A 21628-nucleotide genomic window follows, 5' to 3' on the forward strand; every position below is an offset into this window, starting at 1 on the left:
CCCGCCCATCGTAAGGGGCAATTGCTTTACGACGCCAACATGATCGACGCGCCCGGCCCCAACGGAAGATCGAACTGGTACCAGATGAACAGCAGCACCAGCCAGAACATCCAGAACACCACCGTGAACACGATCAGGCGCGACATCAGGGTGCCGATGCCGGCCTTCGGCTCGTAGCGGCGCAGCTGGGTGAGGATGACGATGATGTACGGGTTGAGCGGGGTAATGATCTGCGTTGCGGAATCGCCGACGCGGTAGGCGGCCTGGATGAACGCCGGGTCGAAGCCGAGCAGCGCGAACATGGGCACGAAGACTGCGGCCATGAGCGTCCACAGGGCGGAGCCGGAGATGATGAGCAGGTTCAGACACGACGCGAGGATGACGAAGGTGATGATCGCGCCGAAGCCGCCGATGCCCGCGGACTCGAGGGCTTCCGCGCCTTTTACGGCGGTCCAGGTGCCGATGCCGGTCCAGTTGAACAGCGCGATGAACTGGCCGAGGATGAACGCCAGCACCAAAAAGCCGGTCATTTCCTTGATTGACGAGCCCATCATGTCCGTCACGTCGGTGACGCTTTTCACGGTGCCTGCGGCCTTGCCGTAGACCAGGCCCATGACCACGAAGTAGAGCACCACGATGAACACGGTGGACTGCATCAGCGGCGAATCCGGCAGGAATGTGCCTTCCTCATTGCGCCACGGCGAGCCCGGCACGAGCACGGCGACGGTGCCGACAATGGTGAGCAGGAGCGTGACCCACAGCGTGGCGGTCAGGCCGCGCTTTTCTTCGGCGGTGAGCTCGGCGGTGATCTCGTTGCCGTCGCGGTCCAGGTCCGGGGCGTCCTCGCCTTCGGCGACCTCGGTTGGCACGCCCATTTTGTTCAGGCGAGGTTCTAGCACCTTGTCGATGATCAGGCCGGCGATGAAACCCAGGATCGAGGCGGAGGCGATGTTGAACCAGTAGTTGGACATCACCGTGACCTCGTTTGCCTCCAGGCTGGGCAGCGCCTCCATGACGGAGTTGGTGATGCCGGCAAACAGCGCGTCTAGGGAGCCGGGCAGGATCGACGTTGCGTAGCCGGCACCCACGGAGGCGAAACCACCCAGCAGGCCGGCGACGGGGTGGCGGCCCGCGGCCTTGAACACCATGGCGGCCAGCGGCGGGATGACAATGAAGGCCGGGTCCGCGATCAGGGAGGCGGACACGCCGATCAGGCCCACCGCGTAAGGCAGGACGGTCTTGTTGGCGGAGCCGAACAGGCGGCGGATCAGCGCCGAGAGCATGCCGGAGCGCTCTGCGATGCCGACTGCCAGGATGATGGGCATCACGTAGACAAGCGGCGGGAAGCCGACGTAGTTTTCGCCCAGGTTCACGGTGAACCAGGCCAGGCCCTCCTTGGTAAAGAACCCGTGGATGGGGCGGACCTCGTCGGAGCCGGGGACCTGGACTTGGGCCCCGGACCAGGCCATCACCGTGGAGATGACGGCGGTGATGAGGAACAAAAGCAAAAAGAGAGTGAACGGCTCGGGGAGCTTGTTGCCCACCTTCTCGATGGTGTTGAGGACGCGGTCTGTCGCGCCCTGCTTTTCGGGCGCGCTACTCGTTCCGGTGGTTGTTGTGGTCTCTGGCGATGGCTCGGGCCGTGATGTGCGAGTCATGCATTCTGGTTTTACCAAAGTGCGAGCAGGGTTTTCTCCGGTTTCGGGAAAATTCTGGAATTACATTCCCGGAATGTGGGACAAGGTCTGGTGGGGTGGGGGCTAGTTCACGCAGCGCGGGCTGTCGCCGTCGGCGGTGATCTCGGGGCCGATCTCGGTCGCGCCGAAATCCTCACCCGGCGTGCCCACAGGCGCCTCCTGCTGCGCTTCCTCCTCGGTCATGAGACCCGGGCCTGCGTAATCGTCGGCCACGACCGCCACCATCGTGCCCGGCTCGAGCGTGGCGTTGGCCACTACCGGCACACCGCCGAGGATCCGGGCGAGCTCCTGGGCGGCAGGGTCGTCCGCGTCGGGCGCCACAACCTGGCTCTGGTAGTACAGGCCGTCCATTGCGTTGGCCACCTCGGAAACTTGGATGCCCTGTTTGCCCAGCTCCTCGCCGACGCGGCCCGCCTGGCCCGGCACAGCCCCGGCATTGAGCACGATGACGTCCTGGGAGCTAAGCGTCGACGACGCCGCGGAGTCGGAAGAGTCTGCGGAGTCGGAGGTCTCGGTGGTGTCCTCTTCTTCCTGATCGGGCTCCACCGCGTCTTCCATGAACCGGTGCACCTGGGCCACGTCGACGGTGACGATAGATTCGCCGTAGTCGCCCACACCGTTGACGGAGGTCACCGGAATGGTGGTGAAGGTGACGTTGTCGCCGGCCAGGCCGGAAAGTTGCTGGGCGAAGCGGACCACGTCCCAGTCCTTGTCCAGCGTGACGGAGCGCTCGGCGGCGTTAGCCAGCTCGCGCAGGCGCGCCGGGTTGGTCAGGGTGCCCGCAGAGAGCATGTTGCGCACCAGCGACGCCATGAACGTCTGCTGGCGGACAATGCGGTCGAGGTCGCCGCGCGGCAGGTCGTGGCGCTGGCGCACGAACGACAACGCCTGCGTGCCGTTGAGCGTCTGCACGCCGGCGGGGAAGTGGGCGCCGGACAGCGGCTCGTCCACCGCGTTGTTCAGGCACACGGTCACGCCGCCGACGGCGTCGGTGAGCAACACGAAGCCGAGCAGGCCCACCTGCGCGAAGTGGTCCACCTCCACGCCGGTGAGGTCGGCCACCGCGTCGATCAGCCCCTCTTGGCCCGCGCGCGCGACCCGCTGCTCCAGCTCGGGGCCTTCGGACATGCCATCTTCCTCGACCAGCTCTTCGCGCTTGTCGGCAGCGTAGGCGCCGTAAACGCCGTTGATCTTGAGGTTGCCGTAGGTGGAGTCGTGGACGTAGGTGTCGCGCGGGATGGAAACGGCCGTCGCCTTCGAGCCGTCCTCCGGGATGCGGACAACCATGATGGTGTCGGTGTTGATCTCGCCGTCGGCCACACCGGCGTTGAGGCGGGCGAGCTCGTCCTCGCTTAAGGGGTTGCCCTGCGCGTCCGTGCGCGAGTCGGAGCCGACGAGCAGGATATCCACCGCGCCGTCGAGCACCGCGTCGTCCTTGTTGCCCTTGCCCTTGGATTTGCTCTGGGAGCTCACGTCCAGCTCTGAGGCGGACAGCTGCCCGCCCAGGCGGCCGACGGCGAAGTAGCCGACGCCGGACAGAGTGATGGCCAGGGCGGAGACCACCGCCAGGACCCCTTTGATCACGGGGTGGCCGGACTGGGACACGTCTCGCGTTCGCGATGGTGCCGCCTGAATGTCGCGGGCACGGCGGTTGGGGTCAGTCACGCGGGGAAGTATACGACATCCCCGCCTGAATCCCTGCCGCAGTGCCTGTGCCGTACACCAATTTCGGCCCCACTGGTGGGTATGATTCCAGCCATTGTGAACGCTGACTCTCTCCATCCGACTGACGCGCCGCTCGCGGTGATCACGGTGACGTACTCGCCGGGCGAGCATTTGTCGCACCTGATTGCGTCGCTCGACGCGGCGACGCGCGGCGAGGTGCATTTGGTCTGCGCGGACAACGGCTCCACCGACGGTGCGCCGCAGCGCGCCGCCGCTCAGCACGAGCGCGTGGAATTCCTTCCCACCGGCGGAAACATCGGCTACGGGGCGGCGATTAATGTCGCGGCCGCGGCGCTTGCGGAGCGTCGAGAAGCGAATGCGATCCGAAACGACTACTTCCTCATCGTCAACCCCGACGTGGAGTTTGGCCCGGGCAGTATCGACGAGCTGATCCGCTGCATCGACGCTGCTCCAAAGGCGGGGGCGGCGGGCCCGCGCATCGAGGAAGCGGACGGCTCCGCGTACCCGAGCGCCCGCGAGGTGCCCGGGCTTGCCACAGGCATCGGGCATGCATTGCTTTACGACGTCTGGCCACGCAACCCGTTTTCCCGCGCCTACAAGGCGGACGCGAACATGCACGTCCAGCGCACCGCAGGGTGGCTCTCGGGCGCGTGCCTGCTGGTGCGGTGGGACGCGTTCGACGCCATCGGCGGCTTCGACGAGCGCTACTTCATGTACCTCGAAGACATCGACTTCGGCGACAGGCTCTCGCGCGCAGGGTGGGACAACCTGTACTGCCCATCGTCGGTGATCCTGCACGACCAAGGCCACGTGGCGGGCAAGTTCCGCAAGGTCACGGTGCCCGCCCACCACGGCTCGGCCTACCGCTTCCAGCGCGACAGGCACCCGCACCCGTGGCAGGCACCGCTGCGGTGGGCGTTGTGGCTCGGGCTGAAGGTGCGCGGGGCGTTCCAACTTGGCCTGCGCAAACCGCGGCGGCGCACCGATACTTAGTTAGACCACAAACACCAGGAAGAAAAGGACGAGTAATGGCAACTTCGGAGCACATCGGCGCCGCACAGGCGCCCGACGGGGCAGTCACTGAGATGGACGCGGTGATCCTGGTGGGCGGGCGCGGCACGCGTCTGCGCCCGCTGACGGTGTCCACCCCGAAGCCGATGCTGCCCACCGCGGGCTACCCGTTTTTGGCGCACCTGCTCGCCCGCATTAAGGCGGCAGGCATGAACCACGTGGTGCTGGGCACGTCGTACAAGGCTGAGGTGTTCGAGGAGTACTTCGGCGACGGTTCCGAGTTCGGCTTGGAAATCGAGTACGTGGTGGAGGAAGAGGCCCTGGGCACCGGCGGCGGCATCCGCAACGTGTACGACAAGCTGCGCTACGACAACGCCATGGTGTTCAACGGCGACGTGCTCTCCGGCGCGGACCTGTCCGCCATCGCCACCACCCACGTGGACAAGGACGCCGACGTGACGCTGCACCTGGTGCGCGTGCCGGATCCGCGCGCGTTCGGCTCGGTGCCCACCGACGAGGACGGCAACGTGCTGGCGTTTTTGGAGAAGACGGAGGACCCGCCGACCGACCAGATCAACGCCGGCTGCTACGTGTTCAAGCGTTCTGTGATCGAGCAGATCCCGGCCGGGCGCGTGGTGTCGGTGGAGCGCGACACGTTCCCGGGTCTGCTGGAGGCGGGCGCGAAGGTGGTCGGCCACGTGGATTCGTCCTATTGGCGCGACATGGGCCGCCCGGACGATTTCGTCCAGGGCTCCTCGGATGTGGTGCGCGGCATCGCGTACTCGCCGTTGCTTGAGGGGTGCACGGGCGAGTCGCTTGTGGACGACTCCGCTGGCGTCGCGCACGGCGTCATCTTGATGGGCGGCACGGCTGTGGGCCGCGGCTGCGAGATCGGGGCCGGCTCGCGTGTGGACGACTCGGTGATTTTCGACGGCGTGACCATCGAGCCTGGCGCGATGGTGCGCAACTCGATTATCGCCGCTGGTGCGCGGATCGGCGCGAACGCGCGGATCACGGACTGCGTGATCGGCGAAGGGGCAACGATTGGCGCGCGTTGCGAGCTGCAGGCGGGCATGCGCGTGTGGCCGGGCGTGGAAATCCCGGATTCGGGAGTGCGTTTCTCTCCGGACGCGTAAGCGACACGCCAAAACTGAAAAATAGTTGCTCAAATCGGCGCCGCTACCATATGTAGTACCCCCGATGCGCACCCCCATCTCCTGGCGCGTGTGACTAATGTGACTCGTGTGACGAGCGACGTGGGAAATGGGGGGCGGGGGACCGAAACTGCAGAATTCTGGTTGCGGCTATTTAGTGTCCCGGTGTGTAATCACAGCAGTGTTATCCGCAGTGCCCGCCAGCCGGGAACTGCGGTCACCACTCTTATACGACCGACAAGCAACTAAGGAAGGTAATGGCGTGGAAAACCAGGCAGACGCCACCCTCCGCGGCGCGGCCGCAGGAGGGATGACCCTCGACGAGTTGTTCGGCGCCGTCGAGCAGGAGTGGCAGGATCAGGCGCTGTGCGCCCAGACCGACCCGGAGGCGTTTTTCCCGGAGAAGGGCGGCTCCACCCGCGAGGCGAAGCGGATCTGCAAAGCGTGCGCAGTGCGCGACGAGTGCTTGGAATACGCGCTCGAGCACGACGAGCGTTTTGGCATTTGGGGCGGGCTCTCCGACCGTGAGCGCCGCCGCCTGAAAAAGCAGATCGGCTAAGCCCTACCAGGGGAAGTCTGGGGAGATAGTCCTCGGATCCAAGTTGAGGTAATTGGCCACAAGAGCGGTCAGAACCCATGTGATGAGTTCTGACCGCTCTTGTGTTTGCGCTGCCCGGTGCTCGATGGGCATGCGGAACACCACGAAGCGTGCGCGGGTGGGGTTGCCCTGCTTGTCCACCCCGGCCTGCAGCACGCGCCCGAGCGGCACCGGGCCGTCGGCGATGATCTCGTCCGGAAACACCCTCATGTCGGGGCTGAGACGCATCCGGGGAATGGTGTCCACGGCAAGGTCCACGCCGGCCAGCTCGTTGAAGTACTGGTTGTGCAGCGGCGCGTAGGCATCGATGACCAGCTGGTCGAAGCTGTCTGCGCGGGTGCGGTAGCGCGGCACGCCGATCGGCAGGATGGGCCCGCGCACGCCGTGGCCGTGGCGGTTGCGGGCCGGTTGCACGTGGGAGGGGCCGGTGGAGCTCATACCTGGCAATGCTATTGCGCCGCGCGGCGAAGGTGGCGCGGGCGCGCCGCGTTGCACTGTCGAAATCTCAATGCGGGGTTTAGACTTGGCGCCGTGAATATCTACCGCCGTTGTTGCCGCCCCGGATGCGGCCGGCCCGCCGTGGCCACGCTGATCTACGCGTACGCGGATTCGACGGCAGTTATCGGACCGCTCGCGCCCGCCCCGGACCCGCATGCGTGGGACCTGTGCGAGCGTCATTCCGCGCACATCACCGCCCCGGTGGGATGGGAGCTGGTCCGTGTCGAGCATGTCGAGCTCGACGACGACGAGTTGGACGATGAGAACACCGACATCACCGCGCTCGCGGAGGCGGTGCGCGAAGCAGGAAGGGTGACCACCGGGCTGGTGGAAACCGGCCAGGACCCGATCGAGTACTCGGCGGAGAAAGACTTCAACAACCCGGACACCTCCAACCACCCGGTGCACCGCACGAAGCGGGTGGAGGAGCAGATCGCGGCTGCCAAGGCGGCGCGTCGCTCGCACTTGCGCATCGTGCCGGACCCGGAGGCAGAGCAGTAGCAACAGCGGTCTGCGCAGGCCCGTGTCGGGGGCGCGCGATAAGATACCGCGCATGGCTATTGAGCACACAGAAGCAACGCTGAAGAGCGTTATCAAGGCGTACGACGTCCGCGGCGTCGTCGGCGAGACCATCGACGAGGACTTCGTCCGCACCGCAGGCGCGGCGTTCGCGCACATCCTGCGCGGGGAAGGGGAGACCCGCATCGCTGTCGGCCACGACATGCGTCCGTCCTCGCCGGCGCTTGCAGACGCCTTCGCGCAAGGCGCCGCCAGCCAGGGGATCAACGTGACCCTGCTGGGCCTGACGTCCACCGACGAGCTCTACTTCGTCGCCGGCACCCAGCGCTGCGCGGGCGCCATGTTCACCGCCTCGCACAACCCGGCGCAGTACAACGGCATCAAGCTCTGCCGCGCGGGTGCGACCCCGGTGTCCACGGACACCGGCCTGGGCGAGATTGGCCGCATGATCCTCGAGGGCGTGCCGGGGTACGAGGGGGAAGCGGGAGTCGTCGATAAGCATGACGCCCTGGAGGAGTACGCCTCCTACCTGCGCGAACTTGTGCCGGTGCCCACGCGCCGCAAGCTTGTTATCGCGGTGGACGCGGCCAACGGCATGGCCGGCATGACGGTGCCGGCGGTGCTGGGCGATATGGACATCCGCCCGCTGTACTTCGAGCTCGACGGCACGTTCCCCAACCACGAGGCGAACCCGCTGGACCCGAAGAACCTTGTGGACCTGCAGAAGTTCACCGTGGAACAGGGCGCAGACATCGGCCTGGCCTTCGACGGCGACGCGGACCGCTGCTTCGTGGTGGACGAGCGCGGCGAGGCCGTCTCGCCGTCCGCGATCACCGCGCTGATTGCCACCCGCACGATCGAGCAGCACCCGGGCGCGACGATCATCCACAACCTGATCACCTCCCGCGCGGTGCCGGAGCTGATCGAAGAGCACGGCGGCAAGGCGGTGCGCACCCGCGTGGGCCACTCCTACATCAAGGCGCAGATGGCGGAGCACTCCGCGCTGTTCGGCGGCGAGCACTCCGCGCACTACTACTTCTCGGAATTCTTCAACGCCGACTCCGGCCTGGTGGCCGCGCTGCACGTGCTGGCCGCGCTGGCGGAGCAGGACGCGCCGCTGAGCGAGCTGATGGGCGCCTACGAGCGCTACACCGCCTCCGGCGAGATCAACTCCGAGGTCGCCGACCAGGCAGCCGCCACGCAGCGCGTGGTGGACGCGTTTGCGGACCGCGCGGAATCCGTGGACACCCTCGACGGCGTGACGGTGCAGTTGAAGGACTCCAAGGCGTGGTTCAACGTGCGCGCCTCCAACACCGAGCCGCTGCTGCGCCTGAACGCCGAGGCGCCGACGCGCGAGGAAGTGGACGCGCTGACCGAGGAAATCCTCGGCATCATCCGCGCATAAGCTTCCCCGCGTACGCTCGCGGGGTATGAGCGGATTTTCCAGGGAAGACGCCCTGTTTTTCGACATCGCCCACGAGGGCGCACAGCTCCGCGCCGTGGGCCAGGCGGCGCACCTGCTTGCGGGGCTGCGCGGGCTTGCACCCCGCAGCGTGGTCGTGCTGGCCACCGACCAAGTCGCGGCGGCCGCGGCGCGTGCGGTGGCGGCGTTTGCAGCCCCGCTCGAGGTGCCAGTTGTGGTCGCGGACGTGCTGCCGGCGTACGTCGGCGCGCTCGATGTCGTGGTGGTTGTGGGCGACAACGCCGGCCGCGAAGAGGACCTGCGCGGTTTGACCACCGCTGCCAGCCGCGGCGCCGAGACCATCCTCGCGGGCCCGAACAAGGGGCCCTTGCTTGACGACGCACCACAGGCCGCCGCCGTCATCCCCGCCTTGCCCGACACCGCTAGTGCCTCCCCGCTTCGCACCTGCGCCGTGGTCGGCGCGGTGCTGCTCGCGCTGCGCCAGCCGGCCGAGGTGGTGGCGGAGCGCTTCGAGCTCTTGGCCTCGGAGGTGGACACTGAGCTGGAGTCTGTCTCCCCAAGGCGCGACGTGGCGGTCAACGCCGCGCGAAAGCTGCGCGCGCAGGCCGAGGGTGCCCGTGTGCTGCACACCGGCGTCGGGCGGGCAGGAAGCGCGGTGGCGCAGCTGGTGGCCGCGCTGTGGTCCACGCACGGCATCCCTGCTTCCGTCGTGGGCGCGGAGGAACTTCCCTTCGCCGTCGAGCGTGCTCAGGAGGGCAATTCGACGGCTGGCGCGGACGATTTGTTCCACGACCCCTACATCGACGGTCCCGCGAAGCTGGTAGGTTTAACAACCGTTGTTTGGTCGTGCGGGACCGCCAGCCCGGTGGCCCCGGCGGGCAGCCGGGTCGAGTCCGTGGAGACGGACGTGGATGATCCGGCGGCCGGTGCGGCGCGCCTGGTTGCCAGGGCTTACGCGGCGACGGCGCTTGCAGCCGACGTCGCCGACGCCGCCGCCTCGGAGGAGTAGAAGGAGAACCATGGAGCACCTCGAAGGAGCTCTGCGCCCCTACCCCTGGGGCTCCCACACGTTGATCGCCCAGCTGCGCGGCGAGCCTTCGCCGAGCCCGCAGCCCCAGGCGGAACTCTGGTTCGGCGCCCACCCGGCCGCCCCGGCGACGGTGAACGGGCAAGGCCTGGACGACGCCATCGCCGCCGACCCGGCCGCCGCGTTGGGCAAGCGCGTGCAGGACGCGCACGGCGACCAGCTGCCGTTTCTGGTCAAGCTGCTCGCTGCGGCCGCGCCCTTGAGCATCCAGGCCCACCCCTCGCTGGAGCAGGCCAAGGAAGGCTTCGAGCGGGAAAACGCCGAGGGCATCGAGCTGAACAGCCCGAGCCGCAACTACAAGGACCCGAACCACAAACCGGAGCTCATCGTCGCGCTGACCGAGTTCCGCGCGCTCGCCGGGTTCCGCCCGGTGCCGGACACCGCGGCGTTTTTCGCCGAGCTGGGCAGCCCGGAGCTGGACCGCTACGCCACCTTGCTGCCCACGGACGGCGAAGGGGATCTGCGGGCGTTGTTCACCACGTTGATTTCGCTGCCGCACCAGCCGCGCGTGGAGCTGATTGAATCGGTGAAGCGTGCTGCAGCGGAGCTCGTCGACAAGCGAAACGCCCCTGCGTGGATGGTGGAGGCCGCGGAGGTTTACCTCGAGCTCAACCAGACCTACCCGGGCGATGTGGGCGTGCTGGCGGCGCTGCTGCTCAACGTGCTCACCCTTGCACCCGGCGAGGCGGCGTTTCTGCGCGCCGGCCAGCTGCACGCCTACCTGTCCGGCCTGGGCGTGGAGGTGATGGCGAACTCCGACAACGTGCTGCGCGGCGGGTTGACCACCAAGCACGTGGACGTGCCGGAGCTGGTGAAGGTGCTGGACTTCAGCACCCTGGAAAACCCGAGGGCGGAGGCGGCCCCGTCGCACGGCGGCGTGGAGTTCCAGCTTCCTGTGGACAGTTTCGCGGTGCGCATGCATGCGCTTGACGACGGCGACACGTTGGCCGTCGACGAAGACGGCCCCGCGATCGTGCTGTGCACCGCGGGCGAGGTGCGTGGCGCCGACGGGTTCGTCTTAACGCAGGGCAACGGCGCCTGGGTCCCGGCGAGCGAGGCGGCGACGGAAATCACCGCAGCCGGCAAATCCCAGGTGTTTGTGGCGACGGTCTAGCGGCCGGTGATCTTGTCAATCACGTCGCGGGCCGTCACGCCTTCTTTCTCGCGCGGGTAGCCTGCGACGTCTTCCTTGCCCGCGACGGGAGTCGGCGCCTCATTGCCTCCCGTGGCGGCATCCGGGGTCTGCGGCGCCTCGCTCGGCTGAGCGCTGCCCTGCGGTGCGGCGTCTGCCGCGCTTTCGGCGCCGGGAACCGATTGCGCTGCGGCTCCTGCGCCCTGCATCCGCATCTCCGGGCGCTGGTCTTCCTGCGCGGCGGGGGATCCAGGCTCGGACGGGGTGCCCTCTTGGATTCCGTCCGGCACGTGCGACGGACCAGAGCCGTGGCCCGGCTGCGCGGTTGGCTCAGACTGCTCCGGCTGCTGCGTGGTCTGCGGCTGATCCGGACGCTTCGACGGCTGCACCTCGGATCCACCCGGTGCCGGGGTGGCGGCGGTGCTCGTCTGCGCGGCGCCGCCGTTGCCCGGCTCGCGCGGCGGGGTGCTGCCCGGCGTCTGCTGGGAGGTGGTGCGGTTGTCCGCGGAGGCCGGAGTGGGCTCCGCCGCCGGGTTGGCACCCTGCGGGGCGGCCATGGGCCGGGCCGGAGACGGCACGATGTTGGACGGGCGGTACACGCGCGACGGCTGCGTGGACTCCTGCGCCGGAGCGACTACCGCGTGCGGCGGCAGGTAGGGGTCGTGCGCCGCGTTGTAGCCGGTGGGCATGGAAGCGCCTGCGCGCCCTGCGCCGGAGCCTGTCGCTCCCGCCGCGCCCGCATCCGCGCCGTGGTGCGCGGCGGGGCCGTTGTCGGGGGAGTTGGTGGAGCTGCGCACGGTGCGGGTGTGCGTGAGGTTCTCCGTCACCGTCTCCGTTGTCGGGCTCGAGGTGGTGGAAGCGGCGCTGTTGCCAGTGGTGCCCGCGGCTTCCGCGGTAAACCCGGCGCGGTTGTTCTGGCCGGGTGCGGAGGTCGCCCACACCGTGAAACCGACGACGGCAGCAAGCAGTGCACCTGCGCCGATGAACACGGCTACCCGGCGTGCTGTCCCTTCCACGGTGACTCCTCCCGCGGGCGTTTCCGGCCCGCGCATTGGTTACAACTTGGTAACGTTTGGCTTCGTAGCACTGTTTATAGCACGTCATCGTGAAATGGGGAACCCCTGCGCGGCGAGTTGTTTTGCGTTTGAGTGCCCCGGAGCGTCGTTTTGCCGTATACAAATGGGTGCGACACGTTGTGCGGGCGCCCGCTCGCGCACCATCTACGGAAGGAGCGCCGCAGTGAGTACTTGGGACGAGCAGATTTTCACGGTCGATGCCAACACGGACTTCCTGGACGAGCTAGTCGATCTTGATTTCGAGGATGTTTTTGAAGCGGTGCGTGACGCGGTGCTCCTCGCCGCGAAGCAGGATTCTTCTGAGGAAGAGCTGCTCAACGGCCAGGCCGCAGCCACCATCGCGGCGATCTGGGCGGGCGCGCCGTTTTCCGCCGGCGAGATTGCGGAGACGTACCCGTTTATCCGCCTGCGCCCGGACGAGATGGACGAGCAGTTGGTGGAGTCTGCCGCTTCCGTGCTCGAGGAGGCGGACACTGAGGAGGACTTGGAGCAGTTCCTCGAGGCGCTGGCGTAGCTGAATGATTGTTGCAGTTGAAGGCATCGACGGCGCGGGCAAGAACACGCTAGTCACTGCGGTGAAGGAGCGCTTCGGCGCTGAGACGCTGGCGTTTCCGCGCTATGAAACGTCCGTGCATGCGCAGCTGGCGCACGACGCCTTGCATGGGCGCATGGGCGACCTGACGGATTCGGCGTTCGGTATGGCCACCCTGTTCGCCCTGGACAGGCATGGGGCGAAGCAGCTTCTCGACGGCTTCGCTGGCGACCCGCACAGCGTCATCGTCCTGGATCGTTATGTCGCCTCCAACGCGGCGTACACGAGCGCGCGCACGGGCGATCCGGCCGCCGTGAAGTGGGTCCACGACCTGGAGTTTGGAAAGTTGGGGCTGCCCAAGCCCGACTTGCAGGTGCTGGTGGACACCACCCCGGACGTTGCGCGCGAGCGCGCGGAGGCGCGCGAGGAACAGGACGCGACGCGCACCCGGGACCGCTACGAGCGCGACGTGGCGCTGCAGGTGGCGACGTTTCAGGCGTACGCCGAGCTTGCGGAGCGCAACTGGGCGAGCCGGTGGCTTCGCACATCGGAACCGGCGGTTATCATGCAGGCAGTGAGCGAGCTGGCGCAGTAAGGCCAGCTCAGCGCGAAAAGGATAGAGGAGGACGCATGGCACCGAAGATCCTCGTGGTGGACGACGACCCGGCGATCAACGAGATGCTGACAATCGTGCTGGAGGCCGAGGGGTTCCAGACCAGCTCCGTGACGGACGGTGCCGAGGCGGTGCCCGCCTTCCGCTCGTTCGACCCGGATTTGATCCTTCTGGATCTGATGCTGCCGGGGATGAACGGCATCGACATTTGCCGCGAGATCCGCAAGGAGTCCGCGGTGCCGGTGGTCATGCTCACCGCCAAGACGGACACGGTGGACGTTGTGCTGGGTCTGGAGTCCGGCGCGGACGACTACATCACCAAACCCTTTAAGCCGAAGGAGCTTGTCGCCCGTATCCGCGCGCGCCTGCGCCGCACGGACGAGACTCCGGCGGACGTCTTCGAGGTCGGCGACCTGACCGTGGACGTGCCGCAGCACACCGTCACCCGCGGCGACGAGGAGATCCAGCTGACCCCGCTGGAGTTCGACCTGCTGGTGGAGATGGCACGCAAGCCGAACCAGGTGCACTCGCGCGAGGAGCTGCTGGAGTCCGTGTGGGGCTACCGCAACGCCTCCGACACACGCCTGGTCAACGTGCACGTGCAGCGCCTGCGCTCCAAGATTGAGCACGACCCGGAAAACCCGGAGATCATCCTCACCGTCCGCGGCGTGGGCTACAAGACCGGTAAGTCGGAGGTGTAGCACCTGGACGCCATACGTCGTGTCGGCGACCGGGTGCGGCACGCCTGGTCCACGAAGCTGCAGGTCCGCTTCGTGGGCACGGTGCTGCTCGTGTCCACGGTCGTGATGTCTATGCTTGGCTTCGCGCTGGCGTCCGTTGTCACCGACCGCATCACCGCAGCCAAGATCGAAACCGCCACTGTGGAAATCGAGCGCGCGCGTTCGACCGTGGAATACCAGCTGGCCAACTCCGGCTCCTCCGCCTCGTTGCAGGCGCGCCTGAATTCGGCGCGCGCCGGGTTGACGCAGCGCGCGCAGGAAAGCGGCGACTCCGCCAGCTTCTACGAGCCTGTGCTGGTGGTGGAGGCGCCGAACGGTGCTGTGACGTCGTCGCCGGAGGCCTACCAAATTCCGAAGCGGCTGGGCGACTACGTCAGGGACGGCAACGTGGCCTACCAGTTCGCCACCGTGGAGCGCCCGGACGGCTCGGCCTACGACGCGCTGATTGTGGGCACCCCGACCAACGCCGACATCCCCAACCTTCGCTTGTACCTGGTGATGAACATGGAAAGCGAAGTCTCCACCGTCGCGCTGATGCGCGGCATCTTGGCGTCCGCCGCGGTGATCGTCGTGGTGCTGCTGATGGGCATTTCCTGGCTGGCGTCGCAGCAGATTGTGGCGCCGGTGCGCTCCGCCTCCCGCACCGCGCAGCGTTTCGCGTCCGGCCACTTGCGGGAGCGAATGCCTGTCGACGGCGAGGACGAGATGGCCGTGCTGGCCATGTCCTTCAACGACATGGCGGACACCTTGAGCAAGCAGATTGCCAACCTGGAGGAATACGGCTCGCTGCAGCGCCAGTTCACCTCCGACGTCTCACACGAGCTGCGCACCCCGCTGACCACGGTGCGCATGGCGGCGGATCTGATCGCGGCGAACGAGGACTCGCTGGAACCGGCGACGAAGCGCGCCTCGCAGCTGATGATCAGCGAGCTGGACCGCTTCGAGGCGCTACTCAACGACCTGTTGGAGATTTCCCGCCACGACGCCGGCGTGGCCGAGCTGTCGTCCGCGAACGTGGATGCGCGCCAGCCGGTGGAGTCCGCCTGGCAGCAAACCCAGCACCTGGCCGAGGAGCTGGACGTGGACGTCATCTTCGACATCCCGGACGAGCCGCAGACGCTGGAAGGCGACGCCCGCCGCATCGAGCGCGTGGTGCGCAACCTCATCGCCAACGCCATCGACCACTCGGAAGGCAACCCGGTCACCGTGCGCATGCGTTCCAACGACGAGGCGGTGGCGATCACCGTCACCGACGGCGGCGTGGGCCTGAAGACAGGCGAAGAGGACCTGGTGTTCAACCGCTTCTGGCGCGCCGACAAGTCCCGCAAGCGCCACTCCGGCGGCACCGGTCTGGGCCTGGCCATCGCCCGCGAGGACGCGCAGCTGCACGGCGGCGTGCTCGATGCGATCGGCGAGTACGGGGTGGGCTCGCAGTTCCGCCTCGTGCTGCCGCGCGACGTCGAGGCCGGTTTCACAGAATCGCCGCTCCCGCTCGAGGCGCCGCGCGCTATCGCCCCCGAAGCGCTCGACGCCCCGGAAGACACCGAAGGCACCGGTGACGCGGCAGCCGGCGGCGGCGACGGGGGAGCTGATGGAGGGACACCTTTGGACGTCGATAAGCGAAGGCTCCAGGAGGACACCGATGCGTAAAACACTCGCCTGCCTCACGGTGGCGCTAACGACCCTGGCCGCCGGCTGCGCCTCGCTGCCCACGAACTCGGCGCCGCATGTGATCCGCTCCTTCGCGCCCGAGGAGACGGAAACGCAGGCCGCGGGGCCGAAGGACGGCCAGGAATCGGACCTTCTGCTGCGCGACTTCTACCATGCCTCTGCCACCCCCGACAGCGACTATGAGGCGGCGCGCGCCTACCTCACCGAGGGTGCTTCCGCCGCGTGGGACCCGAGCAGGCAGAAACTCGTGGTGGACAGCATCGGCATGACCACCCTGCCGGGGTCCTCAGTAGGGCAGCGCAGCTACTCGGTGCACGGCGAAGTCGTCGGCGTGGTGCGCTCCGGCGGCTCATACTCGCCGGAGCGCGGAGACTATGAGGCCACCATCGACATGGAAATGGTGGACGGGCAATGGCGCATCTCCTCGCTGCCGGAAGGCGTCGTGTTCGAGCGCACGGAGCTGCGCAACCAGTACCAGCCGTACAACCTGTACTTCTTCGACCAGGACGACCGGGAGCTGGTCACCGACCGCCGCTGGGTGCACTCGCGCCGCGAAACGCTGGCGAGCGACCTGATCGGGCTGCTCATGGAAGGCCCCTCGGAGCGGCTGCGGCCCGCGCTCACCGGATCGCTGCCCTCGAGCGTGTCATACACGGGAGAGCAGGACGGCGCCTACACCTTCACCGGCTTCGCCGGCGTGAGCGAGGACGAACGCGCCCGCTTCGCGGCCCAGGTGGTGTGGACGCTCGCCACCGCGGGTGTCACCGGGCCCTACGAGCTCAAGGCCGACGGGCAACCGCTTATCGACGGCACCGACAGCCTCGACACCGACGACTTCATCGCCGCGAGCCCGCTGGTGGAAACCGTCGGCGAAACCAAACTGTACGCCCTGGCCGGCGGCAAGGTCGTCCGCGTGGACGAGCGCTCCACGCAGCCGGTGGAGGGCTCACTCGGCGCCGCGAGCGACGTCATCTTCGCCGACATCGCCAAGGACGGGGAGTGGGCCGCCATCTTTGGCAAACCCGGCGATGCCGAGGACGATATCTTCCGCGTGGGCAAGTTCGACGGATCCGAGGCCGAGGTCATGCGCGCGGGCACGTTCACCCGCCCCGCCTTTGAACCGGACGCGGCGGCGGTGTGGACGGTGGCCGACGGCAAGCGGATCCTGCGCACGGTGCAGTCCGCCGCCACCGGCAGCCTGACCACCGGCGAGGTCAAGGTGGAACTGCCCGACGGCGTGGACGGCAACATTTCCGTGCTGCGGCTGTCGCGCACCGGCACCCGGGTGGTCATGGTGATCGACGGCCGCCTCTACACCGGCATCGTGCGCCGGCAACCCTCCGGCGAGCGTTCCATCGTCAACGTCTACGAGTACGCCCATGAGCTCTCAGGCAGCGTGATCTCCGCAGACTGGCGCCCGGACGGCTCCCTCTTGGTAGGCACGACCTCCACTACACCGGTGATGCGCGTGGAGCAGGACGGCTCCTCCATGACCGCGATGTCCGCCGGCAACATTTCGGCGCCGGTGGTGGCGGTGGCGGCGTCGCCGAGCACGCTATACGTCACCGACGCTAACGCGCTGCTGCAGGTGCCGGCCTCCGGTGCGGACAACCCGATCTGGCGCGAGGTGCCGGGACTGGAAGGCGTGCGCGCGCTGCCGATCACTTCGCGCTAGCCTTGCCCGCATGGGGGAGATATTCGGTCAGGTCGGCGAGCTGCTGTTGCCGCGGAAATGCGCGGGCTGTCGCGCGCCGGGGCCGCTGCTGTGCCCTGCGTGCCGCGAAGGCTTGGCGACCCCACCGCAGCGGGTATTTCCCAACACCACCCCGCACGCGCCGGTGTTCGCGCTCGGACCGTACGCCGACCCGCACCGCGGGGTGATCCTGGCCATGAAGGAGCGCAACCACCTGGCGGTGCGCCGCCACGTCGGCGCGGTGCTCGCGGCGGCGTTGGAGTACCTGGAGGCGCGCGGCGAGATCCCTGCCGGGGCGGTGCTGGTGCCGGCGCCCACGCGCACCCGCTCCGCACGGGCGCGCGGCGGGGACCCGGTGGAACAGGTCTGCCGCGCCACCGGCAGGCGGGTGGCGCCGGTTCTCACGCTGGACCCGCGGACGGCGGACCAGTCCGGCCTGGACGAAGCCGGGCGGCGGGCCAACCTTTCAGGGCGCGTGCGCATTTCCGGCGTGCCTGCCGGCCGGGTCGTGCTTGTCGACGACGTAGTCACCACCGGCGCGACGCTGCAGGCCAGTGCCGCTCTTTTGCTCTCGCGCGGGGCCGACGTCGCCGCGTGCGTGGCGCTGTGCGCGGGGGAGTGGCGTGGGCTTGGCGGCAGATTGCCGGGGATTCCTGACACATCACGGCGGTCGTTTGCGTCCACCTGGGGATTTAGGGCCAGCCTGACAGATTCCGCCGCGATGTGTCGGGGCGGGGAAATGTGTTCACTCGCTCCACCCGTCCGAGTGAACACATCACGATCCGCGGGCGAATTTGTTCACTTTGCCCAGGGCGGAAAATTCCCAAGCGGAATCTATTCACTAACCGGTGAATCAATCTGGGGCCGGCGGATTCCTGACAGATTACGGCAGCCGTTTGCGCCGACCTGGGCCTCAAGGGCCAGCCTGACAGATTCCGCCGCGATGTGTCGGGCAGGGTAGCGAGCTTTCGTCAAAACCGGCCGAATTGGTCATAACCAGTTGTATAGTGGTGGTGGACACAGTTCCTACTACCGCAAGGGAGGACGCAGATGACGTCTGCAGACCGTAACCCGATCCAAGAGACGCTGAGCCCGGATGCCCAGGTCACCATCACCGGGCGAAACGTCGAGGTCCCAGAGCATTTCCAGGAACGAGTGAACGGCAAGCTGGCCAAGATTGAAAAGCTTGACCCGACGCTGAAGTCGTTCCATGTGGAGCTGCAGCACGAGAAGAACCCGCGCCGCGAGGCGGAGGCGGAGCGCATCCAGATCACCGCCACCGGCTCCGGCCACCTGGCCCGCGCGGAAGCGAAGGAAGAGAACTTCTACGCTGCGCTCGAGGCCGCCGTGGACAAGCTGGAGCGCTCCCTGCGCAAGGTCAAGGCGCGCCGCAACATCGCCCTGTCTGGCCACCGCGCGCCGAAGGGTGCCGGGGTCCTCGCCGCGGAGATTGAGGCGGACGCCAAGGCGGAGCAGGAGCGCGCCGCCCAGGAGGCTGGCAAGTACGACGTGGACCCGTACGCGGACCAGGTCGAGGACGTCGTCCCGGGCCAGATTGTGCGCTCCAAGGTGCACTCCAACGCCCCGCGCAGCGTGGACGACGCGCTGAGTGAGATGGAGCTGGTGGGCCACGACTTCTACCTCTTCGTCAATGAGGAGACTAACCGTCCGGCAGTGGTGTACCGCCGCCACGCGTTCGATTACGGCTTGATCGAGCTCGCCCCGGAGGGGGACGCGGAGTAACCGCAGCTCAAGCTAGTAAACCCCGCCCCGGCTCAGTTCTGTTTATGGTTCTGGGCTGGGGCGGGGTTCGTCGATAGGCAATTGTGCCTATGGGGTTGTCTATACCCCGGGAGGCGTGCGTACAATGGCCGGTTGTATCACCTTGGCCCTGTCAACCCATCAGTAAAGGACTTTGCACACGTGTTTGGACTGTCGAAGCTGCTCCGTGCCGGTGAGGGGCGCACCGTAAAGCGCCTTGCCAAGATCGCCGATCAGGTCATGGCGCTCGACGACGAGTACGCCGCGCTGACCGACGAGGAGCTCAAGGCCAAGACCGCCGAGTTCAAGGAAAAGATCGCAGACGGCGCGAGCCTGGACGACATCCTGCTCGACGCGTTCGCCACCGCCCGCGAAGCCTCCTGGCGCGTGCTCGGCCAGAAGCACTTCAAGGTGCAGATCATGGGCGGCGCCGCCCTGCACTTCGGCAACGTCGCCGAGATGAAGACCGGTGAAGGCAAGACCCTGACGTCTGTGCTGCCGGCGTACCTCAACGCCCTGTCCGGCAAGGGCGTGCACGTGGTTACCGTCAACGACTACCTGGCTAAGCGCGACGCCGAGATGATGGGCCGCGTCCACCACTTCCTGGGCCTTGAGGTGGGCGTGATCCTGTCTGACATGCGCCCGGCCGAGCGCAAGAAGGCCTACGACGCCGACATCACTTACGGCACCAACAACGAGCTCGGCTTCGACTACCTGCGCGACAACATGACGCGCTCCGTCGACGACATCGTCCAGCGCGGCCACAACTACGCCATCGTGGATGAGGTGGACTCCATCCTCATCGACGAGGCGCGTACCCCGCTGATCATCTCCGGCCCGGTGGACGGCTCCAGCCAGTTCTACAACGTGTTCGCGCAGCTCGCGCCGCGCATGCGCGAGGGCATCCACTACGAAGTGGATCAGCGCAAGCGCACCGTGGGCATCTCCGAGGAGGGCGTGGAGTTCGTCGAGGACCAGCTGGGCATTGACAACCTCTACGCCCCGGAGCACTCGCAGCTGGTCAGCTACCTCAACAACGCCATCAAGGCGAAGGAGCTGTTCGAGCGCGACAAGGACTACATCATTCGCCAGGGTGAGGTCATGATCGTGGACGGGTTCACCGGCCGTGTGCTGGCGGGCCGCCGCTACAACGAGGGCATGCACCAGGCCATCGAGGCCAAGGAGCAGGTGGAGATCAAAAACGAGAACCAGACCCTGGCCACGGTGACCCTGCAGAACTACTTCCGTCTCTACGACAAGCTGTCCGGCATGACCGGTACCGCCGAAACTGAGGCGGCGGAGCTGCACCAGATTTACAAGATGGACGTTGTCCAGATCCCGCCGAACCGCCCGAACCAGCGCACGGACCGCGACGACTTGATCTACAAGACCCAGGAAGCGAAGTTCGCGGCCGTGGCGGAGGACATCGCGGAGCACGCGGCCAAGGGCCAGCCGGTGCTGGTGGGCACCACCTCGGTGGAGCGCTCCGAGTACCTGTCGCAGCTGCTCACCCGCAAGGGCGTGCAGCACAACGTGCTCAACGCGAAGTACCACGAGGAGGAGGGCCGCATCATCGCCGAGGCCGGCCTGCCGGGCAAGGTGACCGTGTCCACCAACATGGCTGGCCGCGGCACCGACATCGTGCTCGGCGGCAACCCGGAGATTCTCCTGGACGCGAAGCTGCAGGCGCAGGGCCTGGACCCGCTGGAGGATTCGGAGCGCTACCAGGAGGCGTGGGACGAGCAGCTCCCGGCTGCCAAGGAGCGCTCGCAGCAGCTTGGCGACGAGGTGCGCGAGGCCGGCGGCCTGTACGTCATCGGCACCGAGCGCCACGAGTCGCGCCGCATTGACAACCAGCTGCGCGGCCGCTCCGGCCGCCAGGGCGACCCGGGCGAGTCCCGTTTCTACCTGTCCATGCGCGACGAGCTCATGGTGCGCTTTGTGGGCCAGTCCATGGAGAACATGATGAACCGCCTCAACGTGCCGGACGATGTGCCGATTGAGGCGAAGATGGTCTCCAACGCGATTAAGGGCGCGCAGTCCCAGGTGGAGAACCAGAACTTCGAGATGCGCAAGAACGTGCTGAAGTACGACGAGGTGCTCAACGAGCAGCGCAAGGTGGTCTACCGCGAGCGCCAGGAGATCCTGGCCTCGAAGGACATTGCCGGCCAGGTGCGCCGCATGATCGATTCCACCATCGGCGCGTACGTCGACGGCGCGACCGCCGATGGCTACGTGGAGGACTGGGACCTCGACGGCCTGTGGAACGCGCTGGAGTCCCTGTACGGCCCGACGGTTAGCGCGCAGGAGCTCATCGACGGCGACGAGTACGGCCGCGCCGGCGAGCTCACCTCGGAGCAGCTGCGCCAGGCGCTTCTCGACGACGCGAACGCCCAGTACGACAAGCTGGAGGAGAACGTGGCGTCGATTGGCGGCGAGGAGCAGATGCGCAACTTGGAGCGCATGGTGATCCTGCCGATCATCGACACGAAGTGGCGCGAGCACCTCTACGAGATGGACTACCTCAAGGAGGGCATCGGCCTGCGCGCGATGGCGCAGCGCGACCCGCTGGTGGAGTACCAGAAGGAGGGCGGCGACATGTTCAACGCGATGAACGAAGCTGTCCAGGAGGAGACCGTGCGCCAGCTGTTCACCATGCGCAAGCAGTTTGAGACGCAGGAGACCGAGCAGGCTGAGGCGGGCGGCTCGACCGTCGTCTAGCAATTTGCTTATCGAC

19 protein-coding genes are annotated in these 21628 nt (G+C 67.2%); 15 read left to right on the forward strand and 4 right to left on the reverse strand.

Features of this window, described 5'->3' with window-relative positions; all coding sequences use genetic code 11:
* Positions 1–26: 26 nt before the first annotated feature.
* Together H0193_RS10930 and H0193_RS10935 are read right to left on the reverse strand one after the other, a co-directional pair.
* Positions 27–1658, reverse strand: coding sequence for an AbgT family transporter (locus H0193_RS10930; protein ID WP_181889939.1), 1632 nt, complete (start codon positions 1656–1658; stop codon positions 27–29).
* Positions 1659–1760: 102 nt separating this feature from the next.
* The gene (locus H0193_RS10935) at positions 1761–3362 is read right to left on the reverse strand and encodes an LCP family glycopolymer transferase (RefSeq protein WP_181889940.1); all 1602 of its coding nucleotides are present in this window, start codon (positions 3360–3362) and stop codon (positions 1761–1763) included.
* A gap of 81 nt (positions 3363–3443) precedes the next feature.
* Here H0193_RS10935 and H0193_RS10940 point away from each other — a divergent pair, with 81 nt between their 5' ends.
* From H0193_RS10940 to H0193_RS10950, 3 genes are all read left to right on the forward strand, one after another.
* Positions 3444–4376, forward strand: coding sequence for a glycosyltransferase family 2 protein (locus tag H0193_RS10940; RefSeq protein ID WP_181889941.1), 933 nt, complete (start codon positions 3444–3446; stop codon positions 4374–4376).
* A 35-nt stretch (positions 4377–4411) separates the two neighbouring features.
* Positions 4412–5530 (forward strand): mannose-1-phosphate guanylyltransferase, encoded by a 1119-nt coding sequence (gene manB, locus H0193_RS10945; protein ID WP_181889942.1) that lies wholly within the window; start codon positions 4412–4414, stop codon positions 5528–5530.
* Positions 5531–5858: 328 nt separating this feature from the next.
* Positions 5859–6107, forward strand: coding sequence for a WhiB family transcriptional regulator (locus tag H0193_RS10950; protein WP_171194374.1), 249 nt, complete (start codon positions 5859–5861; stop codon positions 6105–6107).
* Positions 6108–6110: 3 nt separating this feature from the next.
* Here H0193_RS10950 and H0193_RS10955 read toward each other — a convergent pair whose 3' ends face one another.
* On the reverse strand, positions 6111–6584 hold the full coding sequence (locus H0193_RS10955) for a metallopeptidase family protein (protein ID WP_181889943.1): 474 nt from the start codon (positions 6582–6584) through the stop codon (positions 6111–6113).
* 93 nt (positions 6585–6677) lie between these two features.
* Here H0193_RS10955 and H0193_RS10960 point away from each other — a divergent pair, with 93 nt between their 5' ends.
* The 4 genes from H0193_RS10960 to manA are packed head-to-tail and all read left to right on the forward strand — an operon-like array spanning position 6678 to position 10787.
* Positions 6678–7145, forward strand: coding sequence for a DUF3499 family protein (locus tag H0193_RS10960; protein WP_181889944.1), 468 nt, complete (start codon positions 6678–6680; stop codon positions 7143–7145).
* Positions 7146–7197: 52 nt separating this feature from the next.
* Entirely contained in the window at positions 7198–8568 is a 1371-nt protein-coding gene (locus tag H0193_RS10965) for a phosphomannomutase/phosphoglucomutase (protein WP_181889945.1), read from the forward strand.
* Between the two features lie 25 nt (positions 8569–8593).
* Entirely contained in the window at positions 8594–9595 is a 1002-nt protein-coding gene (locus H0193_RS10970; protein WP_181889946.1) for a hypothetical protein, read from the forward strand.
* Between the two features lie 10 nt (positions 9596–9605).
* Positions 9606–10787 carry a mannose-6-phosphate isomerase, class I gene (manA, locus tag H0193_RS10975; protein WP_181889947.1) on the forward strand — a complete coding sequence of 394 codons (1182 nt, stop codon included), beginning with the start codon at positions 9606–9608 and terminating at the stop codon, positions 10785–10787.
* On the opposite strand, the gene H0193_RS10980 is transcribed toward manA, so the two are convergent.
* Positions 10784–11821 (reverse strand): hypothetical protein, encoded by a 1038-nt coding sequence (locus tag H0193_RS10980; protein WP_181889948.1) that lies wholly within the window; start codon positions 11819–11821, stop codon positions 10784–10786. The genes manA and H0193_RS10980 overlap by 4 nt on opposite strands.
* Positions 11822–12044: 223 nt before the next feature.
* Between H0193_RS10980 and H0193_RS10985 the strand changes: the two genes are divergently transcribed.
* The 8 genes from H0193_RS10985 to secA all read left to right on the forward strand — a co-directional run bounded on the left by H0193_RS10985 (position 12045) and on the right by secA (position 21612).
* Positions 12045–12395 (forward strand): hypothetical protein, encoded by a 351-nt coding sequence (locus tag H0193_RS10985; protein WP_070476145.1) that lies wholly within the window; start codon positions 12045–12047, stop codon positions 12393–12395.
* A gap of 4 nt (positions 12396–12399) precedes the next feature.
* Positions 12400–13008, forward strand: coding sequence for a dTMP kinase (locus H0193_RS10990; RefSeq protein WP_181889949.1), 609 nt, complete (start codon positions 12400–12402; stop codon positions 13006–13008).
* Between the two features lie 35 nt (positions 13009–13043).
* Positions 13044–13727, forward strand: coding sequence for an MtrAB system response regulator MtrA (gene mtrA / locus H0193_RS10995; RefSeq protein ID WP_070476151.1), 684 nt, complete (start codon positions 13044–13046; stop codon positions 13725–13727).
* Positions 13728–13760: 33 nt separating this feature from the next.
* On the forward strand, positions 13761–15416 hold the full coding sequence (mtrB, locus tag H0193_RS11000) for an MtrAB system histidine kinase MtrB (protein ID WP_239306714.1): 1656 nt from the start codon (positions 13761–13763) through the stop codon (positions 15414–15416).
* Complete coding sequence (gene lpqB / locus H0193_RS11005; protein WP_181889950.1) at positions 15409–17112, forward strand: MtrAB system accessory lipoprotein LpqB; 1704 nt, start codon at positions 15409–15411, stop codon at positions 17110–17112. Before mtrB ends, lpqB begins: the two co-directional genes overlap by 8 nt.
* Positions 17113–17122: 10 nt before the next feature.
* Positions 17123–18091, forward strand: coding sequence for a ComF family protein (locus H0193_RS11010; RefSeq protein ID WP_181889951.1), 969 nt, complete (start codon positions 17123–17125; stop codon positions 18089–18091).
* Positions 18092–18180: 89 nt separating this feature from the next.
* Entirely contained in the window at positions 18181–18873 is a 693-nt protein-coding gene (hpf, locus tag H0193_RS11015) for a ribosome hibernation-promoting factor, HPF/YfiA family (protein WP_181889952.1), read from the forward strand.
* 180 nt (positions 18874–19053) lie between these two features.
* Positions 19054–21612 carry a preprotein translocase subunit SecA gene (secA, locus tag H0193_RS11020; protein WP_181889953.1) on the forward strand — a complete coding sequence of 853 codons (2559 nt, stop codon included), beginning with the start codon at positions 19054–19056 and terminating at the stop codon, positions 21610–21612.
* Positions 21613–21628: the final 16 nt, after the last annotated feature.

The sequence above is a fragment of the Corynebacterium haematomassiliense genome (assembly GCF_013978595.1).
In the GTDB taxonomy this organism is placed as follows: domain Bacteria; phylum Actinomycetota; class Actinomycetes; order Mycobacteriales; family Mycobacteriaceae; genus Corynebacterium; species Corynebacterium lehmanniae.